The organism is Streptococcus viridans (assembly GCF_900636365.1).
Lineage (GTDB): Bacteria > Bacillota > Bacilli > Lactobacillales > Streptococcaceae > Streptococcus > Streptococcus viridans_A.
Map to the genome: position 1 here is coordinate 1,124,650 of NZ_LR134266.1, position 16,532 is coordinate 1,141,181.

The 16,532-nt window shown below is 37.9% G+C and carries 20 protein-coding genes; 1 reads left to right on the forward strand and 19 read right to left on the reverse strand.

Annotated elements, in window-relative coordinates:
- Window positions 1-197: 197 nt before the first annotated feature.
- From EL081_RS05955 to EL081_RS06005, 9 genes are all read right to left on the reverse strand, one after another.
- Window positions 198-1,049, reverse strand: a complete 852-nt coding sequence (locus tag EL081_RS05955; RefSeq protein WP_126404353.1) for a CbrC family protein — start codon at window positions 1,047-1,049, stop codon at window positions 198-200.
- Between the two features lie 66 nt (window positions 1,050-1,115).
- Window positions 1,116-1,505 (reverse strand): hypothetical protein, encoded by a 390-nt coding sequence (locus EL081_RS05960; protein WP_126404354.1) that lies wholly within the window; start codon window positions 1,503-1,505, stop codon window positions 1,116-1,118.
- A 53-nt stretch (window positions 1,506-1,558) separates the two neighbouring features.
- Window positions 1,559-1,750, reverse strand: a complete 192-nt coding sequence (locus tag EL081_RS05965; RefSeq protein ID WP_126404356.1) for a hypothetical protein — start codon at window positions 1,748-1,750, stop codon at window positions 1,559-1,561.
- A gap of 54 nt (window positions 1,751-1,804) precedes the next feature.
- Window positions 1,805-2,692 (reverse strand): DUF4300 family protein, encoded by an 888-nt coding sequence (locus tag EL081_RS05970; protein ID WP_126404357.1) that lies wholly within the window; start codon window positions 2,690-2,692, stop codon window positions 1,805-1,807.
- A 363-nt stretch (window positions 2,693-3,055) separates the two neighbouring features.
- A complete protein-coding gene (locus EL081_RS05975) occupies window positions 3,056-3,790 on the reverse strand; it encodes an Ltp family lipoprotein (RefSeq protein WP_232011394.1) in 735 nt (244 codons plus the stop codon).
- A gap of 165 nt (window positions 3,791-3,955) precedes the next feature.
- On the reverse strand, window positions 3,956-4,267 hold the full coding sequence (locus EL081_RS05980; protein WP_006597213.1) for a hypothetical protein: 312 nt from the start codon (window positions 4,265-4,267) through the stop codon (window positions 3,956-3,958).
- Window positions 4,268-4,749: 482 nt separating this feature from the next.
- Window positions 4,750-5,433 (reverse strand): Ltp family lipoprotein, encoded by a 684-nt coding sequence (locus tag EL081_RS05990; RefSeq protein WP_232011393.1) that lies wholly within the window; start codon window positions 5,431-5,433, stop codon window positions 4,750-4,752.
- Between the two features lie 144 nt (window positions 5,434-5,577).
- On the reverse strand, window positions 5,578-6,096 hold the full coding sequence (locus tag EL081_RS05995) for an RDD family protein (protein ID WP_414485197.1): 519 nt from the start codon (window positions 6,094-6,096) through the stop codon (window positions 5,578-5,580).
- 250 nt (window positions 6,097-6,346) lie between these two features.
- A complete protein-coding gene (locus EL081_RS06005; RefSeq protein WP_126404361.1) occupies window positions 6,347-8,095 on the reverse strand; it encodes a glycoside hydrolase family 13 protein in 1,749 nt (582 codons plus the stop codon).
- A gap of 172 nt (window positions 8,096-8,267) precedes the next feature.
- Here EL081_RS06005 and EL081_RS06010 point away from each other — a divergent pair, with 172 nt between their 5' ends.
- Complete coding sequence (locus EL081_RS06010; RefSeq protein ID WP_126404363.1) at window positions 8,268-8,858, forward strand: hypothetical protein; 591 nt, start codon at window positions 8,268-8,270, stop codon at window positions 8,856-8,858.
- 15 nt (window positions 8,859-8,873) lie between these two features.
- Here the strand turns inward: EL081_RS06010 and EL081_RS06015 are convergent, their stop codons facing one another.
- From EL081_RS06015 to rlmD, 10 genes are all read right to left on the reverse strand, one after another.
- Window positions 8,874-9,560: a hypothetical protein gene (locus tag EL081_RS06015; RefSeq protein ID WP_126404364.1), complete on the reverse strand. Its 687-nt coding sequence runs from the start codon at window positions 9,558-9,560 to the stop codon at window positions 8,874-8,876.
- Between the two features lie 235 nt (window positions 9,561-9,795).
- Complete coding sequence (locus tag EL081_RS06020; RefSeq protein WP_126404366.1) at window positions 9,796-10,467, reverse strand: CPBP family intramembrane glutamic endopeptidase; 672 nt, start codon at window positions 10,465-10,467, stop codon at window positions 9,796-9,798.
- Between the two features lie 344 nt (window positions 10,468-10,811).
- Complete coding sequence (locus tag EL081_RS06025) at window positions 10,812-11,354, reverse strand: GNAT family N-acetyltransferase (RefSeq protein ID WP_164555435.1); 543 nt, start codon at window positions 11,352-11,354, stop codon at window positions 10,812-10,814.
- Between the two features lie 26 nt (window positions 11,355-11,380).
- Window positions 11,381-11,695: a TfoX/Sxy family protein gene (locus EL081_RS06030; RefSeq protein ID WP_126404370.1), complete on the reverse strand. Its 315-nt coding sequence runs from the start codon at window positions 11,693-11,695 to the stop codon at window positions 11,381-11,383.
- A gap of 119 nt (window positions 11,696-11,814) precedes the next feature.
- A complete protein-coding gene (locus tag EL081_RS06035) occupies window positions 11,815-12,423 on the reverse strand; it encodes a Type 1 glutamine amidotransferase-like domain-containing protein (RefSeq protein WP_126404372.1) in 609 nt (202 codons plus the stop codon).
- A 47-nt stretch (window positions 12,424-12,470) separates the two neighbouring features.
- Window positions 12,471-12,899: an aminoglycoside 6'-N-acetyltransferase gene (aac(6'), locus tag EL081_RS06040; RefSeq protein WP_126404373.1), complete on the reverse strand. Its 429-nt coding sequence runs from the start codon at window positions 12,897-12,899 to the stop codon at window positions 12,471-12,473.
- A 223-nt stretch (window positions 12,900-13,122) separates the two neighbouring features.
- Window positions 13,123-13,701, reverse strand: a complete 579-nt coding sequence (locus EL081_RS06045; protein WP_126405055.1) for a hypothetical protein — start codon at window positions 13,699-13,701, stop codon at window positions 13,123-13,125.
- A gap of 110 nt (window positions 13,702-13,811) precedes the next feature.
- Window positions 13,812-14,186: a DUF7668 domain-containing protein gene (locus tag EL081_RS06050; RefSeq protein ID WP_126404375.1), complete on the reverse strand. Its 375-nt coding sequence runs from the start codon at window positions 14,184-14,186 to the stop codon at window positions 13,812-13,814.
- 79 nt (window positions 14,187-14,265) lie between these two features.
- A complete protein-coding gene (locus EL081_RS06055; protein WP_126404376.1) occupies window positions 14,266-14,757 on the reverse strand; it encodes a phosphoribosylanthranilate isomerase in 492 nt (163 codons plus the stop codon).
- 411 nt (window positions 14,758-15,168) lie between these two features.
- Entirely contained in the window at window positions 15,169-16,527 is a 1,359-nt protein-coding gene (rlmD, locus tag EL081_RS06065) for a 23S rRNA (uracil(1939)-C(5))-methyltransferase RlmD (protein WP_126404380.1), read from the reverse strand.
- Window positions 16,528-16,532 lie beyond the last annotated feature (5 nt).

Here is a 16,532-nt window from a genome sequence, read left to right on the forward strand (position 1 = left end):
AAATGATGGAACGTGTAAATAGCCAAACAGTTTTTTGTCACCTGATAAAAAGAAAACCTCCCACCGAAATTAGATGAGAGGTGCAACTCTATTTCTATGATTTTCGTATAGCCACTAGCCAAGAGGATACTAGGATTTCTAAAATAACTTGCTCATTTTTCCTCCGTAACAGGATGATAAATCAGATAGATCACACCCTAATCCGCATCAACCCACAGATGGTATTGTTCACAATGGAGACATCGAAAGAGATAGCCACACATGGAACCATCCTTGACTAAGTATTCAGCCACATCCTGAAATTCATTACGTGACTCGTATTCTGCTAAGACTTGCTCAGCAATGCCCATCTCTTCCAGTTCATGAGTGCCAACTGTCCCCAGATAGGCACAGTAGTCTTGACAACAGGAGAGCCAATATTCTCCTTGCCAACTACTATAGCCAGGAGTTTGACAGAAGAGAATCTGGGCTTTTTCCTTATCCATGACCCCTTGCCAATCAGCATCTTGGATAAACTCTGCTTCAAACTTTTGGGCTGCACGACCAGTAGAGATACAAGTCGGACAGAGATGGCTTAGCTCCTCCACACAATAGGGTCTCAAAGCATAATAGATAGTGTTTTCTTCCCCACACGAAGGACAGGTCTTGGGCTCCCCTTCCTTAAAGGCACCAGTCGCTAGTGGATCCGAATGATAGCGGAAGGTTGGCAAGTCTCTGACCTTCTCCTTATGAGCCTCTTTTTCTTTTTCAGTCAAGGGACGCGGGAGCGCAAAGCGATCGCCATGACTGAGACTCATCTTTTCTAAGATAAAGAATTTCTTAACTTGCTTGCGATCAGACTTGTCTACTAGCTCTGAGAAGATAGCAAAGGCACTGGCATACAAGCCCAACTCCTGATACACATCCACCAAGACCTGCTTAGCTTCTGGAGTTTCCAGTAAGGCCAGCCGATCCGCAAATTCATAGAAAGCCAGCACGCTGGATGAATCCTTATCTTGTTCTTGGAACTGCTTTTTAAGATGGATATATTCTTTCATCGAATCGTTCATAGGACTACTCGCTTTCATTTTTAAAGGAATCAGATCGTAAATTCTATTTTTACAGATGATTGTATTCTAACGTGGATCATGTACTTTAAACCCATACCTGCCAGCATTTCGCTTGAGTTTCGCAACTAGCTCTTCATTCCGCTTGCTTTTCCCAAAAAAGAAGGGAATAGTCTTACCAGTTCTAAGTTCAATATAGAAAGCATAGCGACTCCCACCACCAGATCTACCTCTGAGGGGAAAGTAGGTAATTTGCTTGATCTCTTTCAGTGGGATGCTACGACGACTGAAACACAAAGGCACATGAATGTAGAAGATGCCACGGTTAATATGGAAGGGAGCAAAGAAAGGACCGCCACTACGTCGGCTAGCCAACCAGCGACGAACGAATAACGTAATGCTGAAGAAGCCAATAAATCCAACACTTAATAATACTGGTCCTGATTCTAAACTCTCCATTCCATTTCTCCCACCATAAATTCTAAATACACAGTACAATTGTTGACTCGGCCTTAATCAGTATGCTTTTTAGTCTTTGTTAATAAGATGATGACACCCACTAAGATTAGAACTCCAATTATAAAAACAGCAAGCTCTAATTCCTTAAATCCTTCAATATAGGGTAGGATATACATACTTGATTCTACTAATAGAAAACCGATAAGAATAAGGGCTAGAGCAAAGTAGCTCCGTTTTTTATTCATCTTTACCTCCTTTCCTTAGCTGGAGCTCCCATCAAACTTAACTAGCTGGAAATTCTATTTGGTTTCAACCCATTTTTCATTGTCCATGATAAAGGGCTTAGCTAGACCTTCACCGGTGTAATCTTGGTATTTGGTCTCCAAGTATTTGTAGACATCTTCCTTGGTCGCAAACTTGATCGCTTGATAAGGCTCTTCAAAGGTCAGCTTTTCGACAAAGAGGTAGCCGTCCTTGGCAGGAACTAAGACACCGACGTGCCCGACAAATAGGGTATTGCCATCTAGGTTATCATGAACGATGACAGAAAGCATGCGCGCATTTTCATTGAACTTGAAATTGGCAAAATACTCTTCCATCTTCTTAGCATGGACCTTGACATCCGTTGTCGCCTCTGTCGGAACCCGTGAATACAGAATGTTAAAGGCCTCCTTGTCTGCCTCATCAAAGACTTTCCCTTTCTCAATAGCATCATTGTCCACGAACAAGAGTTCACTGTCCGCCTTTTGCTTAGGGATCTCGATGCGGTTCTTCAACAAGGTATAACTATTGATCCGGCAGTTGGTCCCGACGAAATCTCCCTTTTTCTTGGTCCACAAGTCACTAATCTTCTCCACATCGTATTCCGTCTTTTTGAAGGTGCTAAAGTCGCCCGTCAAGCCAACAGATCCAACGATATTATCATAGTCCGTTACTAGACCCAAAAACTTGTCTACACTCTCCTGATCCAAATAAGCAGATAAGAGAGCACGCACTTCTTCGACACTAGCCTTGCTATTGAGGTTGCTGTAAGTTCCCTTGTAGTGCTCCTTGTCTGAACTGGCCTTTTGGACAGTGGAGCTTTCCTGCTTTTCCTTGGATTGCTTTTGGTTGGTCCCACAAGCCGTTAAAGCAAAGATAGCCAAGGCACAGCTAGTAAGGAGCATGATTTTTTTAGATGGTTTCATAAACTGGTTCCTTTTCTATATACTAAGATGTTTTGTAACATTGAATAGCGTTTTATAATATGATTCTTTTCTTTTTCTTATCGAATCTCCTTCTCCTATATTATAGTTTAAAACGGACTTAGCTCCAACTATTTTTCACGAAATGAGGAAACTTTATAGGTAGCAAAAAAAGAGCTGGCAGACTATCCAGCTCTTCAATATGTTACATTGGACTTGTTTTGTATTCATCCCTGTTCAACTAGCGATTATTGGTAGAAAACGTGTTTTGATCATCATTATGCCTCTTTTCATCATTTTCTATCCTAGCTATTTTATATTCATCAGCCTCTTTTAAGTTCTTCAAATCAAAATTAAAATTATTGTTTAATTCAACCAATCTACTTGAGCATGTTCTATTGCGTACTCAGCTTCTTCTTGAGTAAATTTTCTTTTTATGACAAGTAATTCTAATAACTCCTCTTTTGACATGTTTCCAGGGTTTGCAATAGCTTCCACTTTTTTCACAGCTTCCTCCTTCCAATCGAAATTAACTTGTTCTATAGCATAGTCAGCCTCTTCTTGAGTAAACAGTTCAACATTTATAAGTTGCCAAACTAACATTTCTTTTGAAAAATGAAACATTTGAAGTGATTTTGCTTTTAAAACAGCTTGCTCTTTCCAGTCTATATTAAGTTTATTCATAGCGTACTGGCAAGCATCCTCTGAATACCACCTTGTTAGATCTTGTTCAATTTTCTGTTTCGATAAATGAGAATTTTCTGACAAAAAGAGAGCTTTTACATATGCATCTGTAGATTTATTTGAATTTTTATAATCATAATACTTCGTACTAGAACTTGAAGTCTTACTAGAACTTGAAGAAGAGTATTTTTTATAATCATAATACTTCGTACTAGAATTTGAAGAAGAGTATTCTTGTACAGGATAAGTTACCTTTGATCCTGAATGTGAATTTTGCCATTCATTATAACTTCTTTGATAACTATATACCATAAAAACTATCCATATTACCATCATTCCAACCATCGCAAAAATAACTGTAAAAAATTTTCTCATAATGACTACCTTTACTTGTTTTTCTCCAATGGAATCTTTCATCTCTATGAAACTGCTTTCATTAGTATTATATCATGAAATATTGTTCATTTTTATTTACTAGTGTAAAAGTCTTCATACTAGTTAATAAAAAAAGCGACTGCAATATTTCAACTGCAATCACTCGTTCAATTGTGTGATAAAAAAATAACAAAGTATTATATAAGATTATTTAATCTTGTGTTTGTTCATCTTTTCTTCAAAGACTTCTGTCATGATGACACGCAATTCTTCCCGTTCTTTTTCAGGAAGGTCTCCTTGGCGCTTGGCCACGGCATAGAGTTCAGGATAGCGCATAGCCACACGTTCGATGGTCTTTGTTGTCGCATGTCCTCTAACAAAGAAAGGAATTCGCTTGATCCATTCTTGCGGGACAAGAGCGAGCAACTTCTTCGCCGCTTCTTTATCAGAAATCTCAGCTGTACTCAAACCTTGGTTGATTTGTTCTTGTTCTTTTTCTGTAAAATCTTTTAATTCCATATCCATCTCCTTATTCTACTAATTTCTTTACCTAAGGACAAATTATACACCTATGTGGGAGAAAGCACAACTAAAGGAACTGAAAAATAGAGCAAGGGCAAGTCAGCCCTCACTCTATCTTTTAGTCGTTAAATCATATGAAGTATATTGATTTTCGATTTAGTGTGGAGCATCTCCCTTTTGCTTTAAGTAATAGTCACTTGCCTCTGTTAGTTTTTTATAATAATGATCGTAACTCTTACTAAATTGTCTAATCAGGGGAATAGCTACTTCATAGTAGTGATGATCGATCAAAAATATTTTCAGTTGATCTTGTATATTTTTCATTGGACTTGTTTTGAAATCATCACTGTTCAAATAGCGATCATAAATAGAAATTGTATCCTTATGCTCATTATGCCACTTTTCATAACTTTCTACTGCAGCTATCTTAGCTTCATTAACCTATTTTAAGGTCTTTAAATAAATACTAGAACTATTGTCTAATCCAACAAATCTATTTTTGCATGTTCTATAGCATACTCAGCTTCTTCTTGAGTGAATTTTTTATTCTCAACAAGTATTTCTAATAACTTTTCTTTTGAAATCTTGCCACTGTTTACATAAGATTCCGCTTCTTTCACAGCATTCTCCTTCCAATCGAAATTTACTTGTTCTACAGCATAGTCAGCCTCTTTTTGAGTAAATAGTGCAACATTTATCAGTTGCTCAACTAACTTTTCTTTTGAATAACGATACTTTTGAAGTGATTTTGCTGCTAAAACAGCCTGCTCTTTCCAGTCTATATTAAGCTTATATACAGCGTACTGGTTAGCGCCTTCAGAATAATTATAAATCTTTATTTTATTTTTGATAGCCTGCATCGAAATAGGAGAATCCGCTGACAGATTTTTAGCTGTTTCATATGCCCTTTTAAATTCTTTTTCTACTAAAGTTGGAGAAAAAAGTTTTTTAACAAGCAAATTAAATAATAATTCGAAATTATCATTATATTCATCAAATGGATTAGAGTATTTTTCTACAGGATAAGTTTCTTTTGTCCATGAATAACTCGAATGATTATGAGCATTCTCATAAGCTTTAATATAACTATTATACATAATAGCGAACATTCCTATCAACGATACAAAAATCGCAAAAATAAATATCAAAAATTTTTTCATCATGAATACCTTTACTTGTTTTTAGTCAATTTAATTTGTTATTTTGTTCTTAATAAAGCAATATTGTAAACTCAACAGTCTCATTCATACAGATACTTCCTAACTATGTGTATTTTTTCTTTTAGGACAGAATAGACAATCTGTTTCCTAGTCACCTTTTAATTGCACTTGCGTATGGGCTATCAGGTCTCCAAGATGCCTCTTATCTCTCCGAAACATCGTCATTGCTAGTAAGGAAACTGCTAGTAAAGTCGCCGAAATAGAAAGGATAATGGATAATCCATCAAAATTACTATAGAAGCCATGAATGGTGCCCATATGACCGAGTTGCCAAGGTAAAAATTTAATGGTATTTCTGATCAAGCTAGCTTGCACTGTTTTTTTCTGGTAGACCAGTTCAAGTCCTGCTTTTACCTTCCCAAAACTGCCATCATTTTTATAATCCAAGAATGTGAACAGGAGCGTGATTGGCAAAACAGAGGTAAAAAATACAAGCCACTGCGACTGAATTTCTGTAAACTCTGGGACACCATTAAAAAAAATGATGTAAATAAGCATCGAAACAATAAACAGAAGAGCTAAATAAGCTAGAATGAAAAGATAATCGAATAGAAATTCTATCATTCTTTTTTTAACCGAAATAGGATTGATTGCTAACATCTTCATCGCCGGCTCCTCCTTTCTCATCTCCCATTATAATATAAGGGCACGAATAAAGAAACAATTTATATAAAGAGGCTGGGACAAAAGTCCTAGCCTCTCAATTGTCTTTGGATTGTCGAGTAAGACGCAGTGGTTGAGTGGGCTCTACTACGCTGATTTCATCAGCTTTTATAACCCTACTCAACTGTGCGGAGGTGGGACGACGAAATCGAATTCTAACCAATTACCGATTTCTGTCCCACTCTCTTTCTTACTAATTTTCTCTATAAATAACAAAGCCATTTGGCTGAATGATCAAGCGATCATGGGAAATGCTTCCAAGACTCATCAGATCTGCCTGTCCTCTTTCTAAGACAACGTCTTTCTTCGACTGGTTAAAGTAGGCTTTGAGCATGTCACCTTCATGCTGCCATTCTACTGCTACTACATCTGGCTCTACTTCTTCCAGACTCACTTTACCATGCTGGATCAAGCCCGCTACTTCTTTTCGGAGCTGGATCAAGTCCTTCATAAAGTTCAGCATATCGTTGTCCGCAGACACGCGCTCCCATGGCATGACACGGCGGCAATCAGGGTCTGGACCACCGATGAGGGCTAGCTCCGTTCCATAATAAATACAGGGCGTACCTCGTTGCAGATAGAGGAATGACAGAGCAGACTTGACAGACTGAAGATTGCCTTTGGCCGTCGTCAAAATGCGCTCTGTATCATGCGAGTCTAAGAGGTTAAACATAACCTCAGAAATCTGCTGCCTGTAGTACATAGACTGGCTATTGATCTCCCAAATGAAGCGTTGCGTCTCCTTATGCCCCCGCAGGAAATAATCCTTGATACTTTCAGAGAGGGGATAGTTCATCACCGCATGGAACTCATCGCCCTTGAGCCAAGGTTGTGACGAATGCCAGATTTCTCCGAGGATATAGAGGTTTGGTTTCTTGGCTAAGACCGCCTTACGGAAATCTCGCCAGAATTGATGGTCGATCTCATTGGCCACATCCAGTCGCCAAGCATCAATATTAAACTCTTCAATCCAGTAAGTCGCAACCTTCAAAAGATAGGCCTTCACCTCAGGAATAGCCGTATTGAGCTTAGGCATATAGCCTGCAAAGGCAAAAGCATGGTAAGACAAGTCGCGACTATTCCACAGACTTTCTGAGGAGACAGGGAACTCTTTAATATGGAACCAATCCTTGTAAATCGAATTCTCCCCGTGTTTGACCACATCCTGCCATTGGGGTGAATCATAGCCAATATGGTTGAAGACGGCATCCAGCATAATCTTCATCCCACGTGCGTGAGCCTCTTTCACTAGCTGGCGGAAGGTCTCCTTATCTCCAAAATGGCGATCAATTTCAAAATAGTCAATGGTATCGTACTTGTGGTTACTCGGAGATTCAAAAATCGGGCAAAGGTAGAGCCCTGTAATCCCTAACTCCTGCAAGTAATCTAAGTGATCGATAATCCCTTGCAAATCACCACCAAAGAAATCCAATACTTGAGGAGCAATAGAGGCGTCCCAAGGACGAACGCCTTCTGGCGAAATAGCTGGATTCCCATTGGCGAAGCGCTCAGGAAATATTTGGTACCAAACCGTCTGAGCCACCCAATCTGGAACAGCACACCCATCAATCTCATGGATAAAGGGAAGCTTAAAACCGTTCATGACGAAGTCCAGGTTCTCCCTGTTGTAGGCTGCTACACCTCGGTCACCGTACAAGATCTTCTCTCCCGCTGTGTCCTCTAATTCAAAGAGGTACTGGATCCGTGCATGGCGGACAGATACCGACACCTGCCAATAATCAAAGAGGTCATCTGTTGTCACCTTGTCCATTTCCTTGGTCGCCTCATAAAGATCCTCTATAAAAATAAAGGGATCCCCATAGTGCAAGACAATCCGTTTGATATCTTCTTTCTTGGTCCGGATGCGAATGTGAAGCTGGCCGTCCTTATATAGATAGGCGTACTCCGATTCAGGCCTATGATAAATAGCTGTTAATTCCATCTGTCTTGTCTCCTACTTTACATTCTTTTCATCATTTACCAGTTTATGCAAACGATTACACAAAATCATTTTCTAGTATACAACTTTATAAATAGGTTTGCAAGTCAAATTCTGATTGAACAAAATCCTCTATTCTGCTAAAATAGAGCTATTATAAATATAAGGAGTTCCTATGCAGAAAGAAATTAAAGGCTTATACACCATTTATGGTATGTGGTTGTTTTTCGGGATCATTGGGATGATTTTTATTTCCTTCAATCTTCCGAGTGCTCTTCAGAAAAACGATACAGTTGGGATTGTCTTTTCAATCGTATTCGGTATTATTTTCTTAGCCATGATTCTTGGATTTGGCCATTTAATCCGAGTCGCACCCAAAAAAGTTCAAGAAAAATACCAGGATATCTTCAATCACTATCCAGAACTTGAAGAGAACGTGGAATTATTCAAAGAGAATGCGACTGCTGTCGATAAACTGAACCAACTCTACCTTTACCGCGAAGCTATCTTCAATACAGAATATGGACGATTCGTTAATCCTATCTTTCTCAATGAAATTCAGGCACTCGGGGTTCGAATCAAGTGGGTCCGTAACGGAAAGGTACGTTCGAAAAACCTCTTCTTACTTGAGAGAGAGGGAGAGAAAGAATTCGAATTCGATTTAGGTATGGTTACACCAGCAAAATATGAACAATTAATCCTCTTCTTACATGCTGTATTAGATGTCAAACCAGGTCTTGAGTTCTTTAATGAAGTTGAAGATTGATCAAAAAAACAAGCCCTAGAAAGGCTTGTTTTTGTTTTCCAAAATTTCCTTAAAGGCTCTTTCAATTTTCTCTCCACGTTTAAATATTAAATTTTGTATGTCTTCTACTGAATAGATTGGCTTGATTTGGTTCTCAATAAAATAGGCAGACTGAAAAGTCATTTCGATATAATCATCAAAACTCAAATCCCCCATCTTGAATTCTTTCCAGTGATTTTGCAGATACTTCAGCATCTGGTTCCAATCTTCATTAAAATCCTTATGGATAAATTGTAAGCTTCTTGGTAATTTAACCATGCCTGGAATGGGGGTAAAGTTACCAATATAATGAAAGGGATAGGCAAATTCACAACCATTCTTATCTTCTTCAATTTTATTTCGGTTGTATCTTGCTTTCCCATTGTTCATCACATCAAAAAGAAATCTAAAACAAGTGCCATCACTCTTTACAAGGAGAACATTTCTATTTATAGAATACGTATAAGGCTGGTCATATTTTTTGGAAAGAAAACGAGAAAGTATTTCTCCCCAGATTAGTTGACAAAAAGGCGATTGCTCATAATCACCCACCGTCCATTCATCATGATCCATGAGATTGTACGAAGCAATATCGAGTTTCCTCCACTTGCTCTTGATTTCATCCAACCATTCCTTCTGCATATCCATCCATTTAAACTTATTCTTTGCTTTTAAATAAGACATTTCAACTCATCTCACTTTCACTTCATGTCAGAGTCAGATAAAAACTGTTTGCTTAAAGATGAAATTGTTCTCGGAATCGTAGAAACTAGCAAGGACTCATTTAGCAAATAAATCAATTGGCAGTTGGCCTTATTCCTTACCTTTACAACAAGTCATCTAGCCCTCTTTTGCTGATAGTGACCATTTCCTCCCTATAATGAAAATCCTTTATTAGCTAGATAACATTAAAATCTGTCTAGCTATACATCATTAGCAAAAGAATTCCTGTTGCATTTCCAAGAATATGAGAAAGTGTAGAAATCAAACAATTCCCAGACTTTTTATAAATCATTGCATAGATAATACTATCAACAAAAATCATGAAAATATCGTAGCTTACAAGCCTAACGCTTCCACTAGAAATATGGGCTATCGCGAACAATAAAGAAGATAGAATGGCACAAAGCCAAAATGGTATAATTCTCATTGACTTACCAAGAAAGAAACCTCTCCATGCAATTTCTTCCCCCAAGGCTGCGATTACTATTTGTACCATAAGGAGCGGTATTTTATCGAAGGATAACATACCATCCGTTCTTCCCAAAACATGACTAGCAAAAGCGCCCTTAAATATCATATCGCCGATAAGCAAAGTTGCTGCAGCGGTTCCTACAGGAAGCAAGACCAAAAGAATTACCCCTTGTTTTTTCAGATCATCGAAAAATGTTTTAAAGCGCAAACCTGATTCTATATGTGATTTTTTATCAAAATGTTCAAGAACAAAGAAAAAGAGAATACCAATCAGTACAGTGAGACCTGATAAAGAAAGTTCAGGTATTATCTTTGTCAAAGACAATACTGCCATTAGAAACAAACCAATGATCGTAGTATATACAGACTTTTTATCTATTTTAGCAAAATCAGGCATAAATATTTCTCCTCAACGTTAGTAGGGCGACATGGTTATTCTTTTTTCCTGAATTGTCAAACTAGGTGCACAATTCAAGACTTAAAAAAACTATTCGCCAAAAGGTTTCTAGGATTTCACGAGCAAAGTTACACACTCAACAATTCGCTGTTGTCGCATGAGAAGAAGATCTCTTCTACTTCGCTGGTAAATCAGCTCGTACAAGTAGTGATACTGCCTCGACATAAAACGAGTGAACATTAAGTATGTCATGTGAACCTGTATTTATATAGAAATATAGCTATAAACCTTTCAACGATAGCATTAAGTAATCGTTAAAAGGTATTCCTTCGACAAACAGTGATTCACTTAATTGAAATCCACTCTTCCTTTGATAGACAGGTTATGTGTTCTGTGCGAAAAACACCTTCCAATGCAGATGGAACGTTCTCTTTTGTATGATGGTAACGGAACCCACATTTTTCCTGAACTCTCTTTGATTTTGTATTGCCGTCAAAATAACCGCACCACAATTTCTCCAGCTTCAAGTCATCAAATCCATGTCTCATTATCTCACGAACTGCTTCTGGTATAAGACCTTGACCCCAATAGGGAACTCCTATCCAGTAGCCAATCTCCGCCTCAGTATCAGGAATCCCTTTATCACTTGCAGAGCCAATCATCGACCCTATGCTACCCACTGGCTGCATCGTTTCTTTTAAAACGATGGCGTATGTCTCGGGTGCGGAAAAATAACTTTTTATAATCTCTCTGCTATTTTCAACACTAGTATGTACAGGCCACCCCGCAATCGGACCCACCTCTGGATTACTAGCATATTGAAATAAATCAGCGGCATCTCTTTCTTCCCATGGGCGAAGAATCAATCTTTCCGTTTCTAAAATCATTTTTCTCTCCTTAAATTCCACTTTAATCATTTCTTTGGTTTAGGTGCAGGTAATTCATCATACATTGCATTGAATAAGCCAGTTAAATAATTTTTGTTGTCAACATCATCTACCAACAGCATTTCCTTTGCTCCATCATATGGTGACTCGTACTTTGCATTTGGCATATATGCCATTGCAGAGTTAACAGGCTTCACTAAAAATCTATCATCATAAATTCCACCCATGATTTTCCCTCGATAATAAATTATATATTCGCCCATCATTGCTCTATATGATATTTCTTCCAAATCGGATAGTTGTTCTAAAATGAAATCTAAATATTCTTTACTTGAAGCCATTTTTGCTATCTCCCTTAATTACTAAAATTTCAATAGTCCATTTTCATAAAATTGAAAATTGGGTCCCATGCAGTACGTCTTCACTTTAGTTTCCTAGTTCCAGATTTACATAATGAAAACTAGTCAATTTTCTCAATAATGTTTCCAAGTTTATCTAATACAAGACAGGAATGATCATTTAGTGGAATTATGGGAACATTAACGAGTTCTTCAGCTCTATCCTTATTAACTTTATCATTCCATGAATCATAATGAACACTAATTAAAAACTGACTAAAGAGTCCTAATCCATTTTTTATCTTTATCTGATGATCTGAATTATCATTAGGTGAAACATAGACTTTTTCTCCTAATAATAGGGCTCCTGCAGAAAATCCCATAACTTTCGCCCCTTTATTCAGCATACGATCGATATAATTTTTGAACTGCTGATTGACGTAAGTAGCTAAATACTTTTCCGTATTTCCACCACCGATAATAATTAGATCAGCATCTAGATAGCTATCAAAATCAATCTGCTCAGTGTCCAAGAGTAAGTAATCAGTGTTTAAGTTAGGAAAATGGCTTTGGATAACTTCCGTGTACTTTTTCATATACGGTTCCCAATTTTCTCGATAAACTGTAAAAATGACAATTCTTTCGATCTTCCTTGATGAAACAATTTTATTAACAATCATATGGTTCTTTATCGGCGGATTTCCACCCATCAAAAAAATTTGTTCGTCCAATCTTTCACACTTTCTAAAGATACATAAATTTTGACCACGTTCTGAAATTATAATTTCTTCTTAAAATGAATAATTCTATTTGCCTCCTGAAATCCAATATTGAGATGAAATCTTATAGAATCCGTATTCGTTAAAGTACAGTCACTTGCAAATTCTTTACATCCTTTATTTTTCGCCCATTCCTCACATTTTGTACAGAGATTTTTAGCAATATCCTTTAAACGATATTCCTCGTCGACAATAATCCCTTCTAAGAATCCAACAGGACTATATTTACAACCTTCAACATAATCAAATCTGAGTGAACATAGTGCTAGACCTACAATTGTGTCACCTTCAACTTCAGTAAAGATTGCAGTATTTTTGCCATTCGTATATTTTTTTACTTCATCAATAGCTTCTTTATCGGTCAATTGGGGCCATAATTGTTTCATTAGTTTAGCCGTTTTTATGGAATCTTTTGTCATTCCATCCATATTGATGTTCCTCCGCAAATTACAGGCAAATGTTTCGAATCGTGCTGTTACCTTGTTACTCATTGATTGATACCAATACCATCCCCTTCTACTCTTCGACTATCTCAGATCGGAAGAGTGTTGCAACGCACATAGGGGTTCAGACTTGCCGTATCAGTTCATTCAAGCAATACTATCACTAGTAATAGCCAGTTCATAGAAATCGGTTTAAGTGTTTAATACCCTATTCATCTCCTTGCGAGGTATCTTCCAGCATTTCTTTTACGTATTCTTCTACATACTCAATCTCAACAAACATTGGATCTAAGTGACATAAGAAGTGCCAATCTTTGGCGTCTTTATTTCTGTAGACAATTGCTTCGCCATCTTCACTTCCGAAATAGATTCTGTCGGCTTCATAACCTTTGCTTTCTAAGAAAGCTTTTAACTTGCGGAAGTCTACTTCTCTTGCTTCGATATAGGCTTTGACTTCATCGTTATTAACGACATAAGCATCGACTTTTGTAGCTCCTTCTATCACTTTATCGTTTGTAACGGATAGATTCGAAATTTCTTTCCAAATAATCTCGACATTTTCTTCAGGGTTAAACGAAAATCTAGATAAAGGCACAATATTTCCATTGAAGACAATTTCCAAATAGTCCGGCAAGTGTTTAGGATTAACATACTCCACTTCAAAATCATCTTCTGTTTCTAGAGTATATCCAGGAATTTGAGCGACAAATTCTCGTCCTTCTTCTAAAGTCTCAAATAAGACTAAATCCTTTGAATAATTGTTTTGGTACAGTTCTAATAGATACATCATTCATCCTTCCAATTTTGAAAAACCAACCGAGGTTTAAGCAACTTACAACCTAATTATCTATCCTTAGTATACACATATATTTCATAACGAAGATATTTAACTATAGTTTATCCAGGATCTACATTTATGGAAGTTAATTTGTAACCATCCTCATTGTATAAAAATTCTAATTGTAGGGTTAAATCTACTAATTCAGAATTAGAGGTCATCTGATATTCAACAGCAAAACCAGTTTGATCATTAAATTCATAAACTTGTAGTTGAGAATACTCATAATTCGGATGGAAATTACATTCTACACCATATTCATCAATTTTATCAAAATCATTTAATTGTAATGAAACGTCAATATATTCAAGCAACTCTCTTACATCATCAACTTCTGAACCATCAACACAATCTATAATATCTCTATAATTATTTAGATGAATTGCTCTTAAAATCCTTTTCTTTACTAATTCAATTACTAGCCAATATAGTATAAATTAAATAACCAATAAAAATGATAATAAAAATAACATAGTAGCCAGTCTTACAACTTACTACTTTTCATATGATAATTTACAAATGTCTTTCCAGCCACTCGATCTTTTTAAAATCCTTATTGTTATTGTGATCATTTCGATAGGAGTCTTGAGAAGAAGCTTTGTAAATACTTAGATACTGCTCCAGACTTGGAAGACGAAAAGTGATGCCTTCAACGTGAATAAGCTCTATATCCGATTCCGAAACTCCTGCAAAATCAGGTAAGGAATCGATACTTCCATATTCAACACTCATTCTATCCTTTTGGAATTCATGCTCATGAATATCTATTAAGACGTAGCCTAAGTCTTTCATCACTCTCATTATCTTGTCCCAGTCATAAATTCTGAGATAATCAGGTGCTTCCCAACCTCTAGGGTCACCAGGCACATGAATGTCAATGTCAGACGGCCCCCATTTTTCTTTCGTTCTAAACTCCAATCCCAAAGAACCCATCAGTGTCGGTGTAATTCCGACTCGATTTAAATGGAAACAAATGGTTTTAAATTCTTCAAATAAGAGACTCATGTTTATTCTGAACCTTTCATCTAAATGTTCGTTATTTCTACTTTATTACATTGAACAAAATCATTTTCATTTTCTAGTATATCCAGTTATTTTAGATACAAATTCTTTTCCTTCTTTTAAGGACCCAAATGCGACTAGATCTTTATAAGAAGGATTTTGATACAATTCCAGCATATACATCTCTAGTCTTTCTGATTTTTTAACGATTATCCACATTTCACTAACAAACTTACACACTCGGCGGTTCGCTGTTGCCGTATCGTTTCGTCGTAAACTCCTTACTCTACGACAGCTATCCCATGGGCAGAACATCTGCTTCTACTTCGCTGATGCCTCAGCTCGTACAAGCAGTGATACTGCCTCAACATGGTGCGTTTATGGACTCAAAAGGTTCGGGGAACCTTTTGAGGATTAGTTCCGTTTTACCAACAAGCTTACACATTCGACGTGATGTGTTTGTGGAAACAAGTCAACCGGCTGGACTTTCTTCAATTCGTATCCCAACTCTTGATAGAGTTTAATATCACGCGCCATGGTTGCGACATTACAGGAGATATAGGCGATGCGTTCAGCTCCTGTTTGGGCGCTTGCTTTGATAAAGCTATCGGTCAAGCCCTTGCGTGGTGGGTCGACCAGGATGGCAGTTGGTTGGATGCCTTCCTTAAGCCAATTCTTCATGGCATTTTCAGCTGTGTCACAGACATAGTGGGCATTGGTGATGCCATTTAGACTAGCATTCTTCTGGCTATTCTCCACAGCTTCAGGGATGACTTCTACCCCATAAACTTCCTTAACATGCTTAGCGACAGATAATCCAATAGTTCCGATTCCTGAGTAGGCATCAATGACCACATCGTCTTCTTTTAACTCTGCAAAGTCAATGGCTGTCTGGTAGAGCTTCTCTGCCATTTCGGTATTGACCTGATAAAAGGCTGGTCCAGAGATTTGGAAATCATTTCCCAACATTTGATCCGTAATATAGTCTCGGCCATAAAGCGTACGCCATTCTTTTCCAAAAATGGCATTGGTATTTTGGTCATTGATATTCTGCATAACGGATTTGATAGCTGGGAATTGCTTGATCAATTGCTCGATCAACTGTTCCACACGGAAAATCTTGGGACGAGTGGTGACCAAAATGACCATGATTTCTCCAGAATGGTGGCCTCGACGGACGACAAGGTTCCGAACCAGGCCAGACTGTTCCTTCTCATCATAAGGCTTGAGGTCAAACCGACGAATCAAATCACGAAGCGCCAAGATTACTTGGTCAATGACTGGATCTTGGATATAAAAGTCTTCAATCGGCATTAGATCATGAGAGTTTTTCCGAAAGAAGCCTGTCTCTACCTGACCATTGACACGACGGACAGGGACCTGAGCCTTGTTGCGATACTGGACAGGATGCTCCATCCCCAAGGTCAGGGGTACCTCGATATCAGAGATTCCTGCCATCTTGTAGAGGCTATCCTTGACCTGTTTGGCCTTGAATTTCAGCTGCTCCGGATAAGCTAGGTGTCCCAAGTCCGCAATACCGCTTCGCAAATAAGCCAGGTCTAGCTCTTCATTGCGGTGAGGAGATTTTTCTAGGTACTCCTCTACTTTTCCGTAGCCGATCTTCTTATTGACCTTGAGCACGCGCATGCGGATGACTTCTCCTGGCAGGGCATTCTCCACAAAAAAGACCAGGCCATCGACCTTAGCGACTCCTGCTCCTTCATGGGTCAAATCGACAATCTCAACGTCTACAATTTCATTTTTCTTTAACATGGTGT

What these genes read in the sequence shown, in the direction of transcription:
- EL081_RS05955 (WP_126404353.1), bottom strand. Translation starts at nt 1,049, where the DNA reads ATGAACGATTCGATGAAAGAATATATCCATCTTAAAAAGCAGTTCCAA.
- EL081_RS05960 (WP_126404354.1), bottom strand. Translation starts at nt 1,505, where the DNA reads ATGGAGAGTTTAGAATCAGGACCAGTATTATTAAGTGTTGGATTTATT.
- EL081_RS05965 (WP_126404356.1), bottom strand. Translation starts at nt 1,750, where the DNA reads ATGAATAAAAAACGGAGCTACTTTGCTCTAGCCCTTATTCTTATCGGT.
- EL081_RS05970 (WP_126404357.1), bottom strand. Translation starts at nt 2,692, where the DNA reads ATGAAACCATCTAAAAAAATCATGCTCCTTACTAGCTGTGCCTTGGCT.
- EL081_RS05975 (WP_232011394.1), bottom strand. Translation starts at nt 3,790, where the DNA reads ATGAAAGATTCCATTGGAGAAAAACAAGTAAAGGTAGTCATTATGAGA.
- EL081_RS05980 (WP_006597213.1), bottom strand. Translation starts at nt 4,267, where the DNA reads ATGGAATTAAAAGATTTTACAGAAAAAGAACAAGAACAAATCAACCAA.
- EL081_RS05990 (WP_232011393.1), bottom strand. Translation starts at nt 5,433, where the DNA reads ATGATGAAAAAATTTTTGATATTTATTTTTGCGATTTTTGTATCGTTG.
- EL081_RS05995 (WP_414485197.1), bottom strand. Translation starts at nt 6,096, where the DNA reads ATGAAGATGTTAGCAATCAATCCTATTTCGGTTAAAAAAAGAATGATA.
- EL081_RS06005 (WP_126404361.1), bottom strand. Translation starts at nt 8,095, where the DNA reads ATGGAATTAACAGCTATTTATCATAGGCCTGAATCGGAGTACGCCTAT.
- EL081_RS06010 (WP_126404363.1), top strand. Translation starts at nt 8,268, where the DNA reads ATGCAGAAAGAAATTAAAGGCTTATACACCATTTATGGTATGTGGTTG.
- EL081_RS06015 (WP_126404364.1), bottom strand. Translation starts at nt 9,560, where the DNA reads ATGTCTTATTTAAAAGCAAAGAATAAGTTTAAATGGATGGATATGCAG.
- EL081_RS06020 (WP_126404366.1), bottom strand. Translation starts at nt 10,467, where the DNA reads ATGCCTGATTTTGCTAAAATAGATAAAAAGTCTGTATATACTACGATC.
- EL081_RS06025 (WP_164555435.1), bottom strand. Translation starts at nt 11,354, where the DNA reads ATGATTTTAGAAACGGAAAGATTGATTCTTCGCCCATGGGAAGAAAGA.
- EL081_RS06030 (WP_126404370.1), bottom strand. Translation starts at nt 11,695, where the DNA reads ATGGCTTCAAGTAAAGAATATTTAGATTTCATTTTAGAACAACTATCC.
- EL081_RS06045 (WP_126405055.1), bottom strand. Translation starts at nt 13,701, where the DNA reads ATGTATCTATTAGAACTGTACCAAAACAATTATTCAAAGGATTTAGTC.
- EL081_RS06055 (WP_126404376.1), bottom strand. Translation starts at nt 14,757, where the DNA reads ATGAGTCTCTTATTTGAAGAATTTAAAACCATTTGTTTCCATTTAAAT.
- rlmD (WP_126404380.1), bottom strand. Translation starts at nt 16,527, where the DNA reads ATGTTAAAGAAAAATGAAATTGTAGACGTTGAGATTGTCGATTTGACC.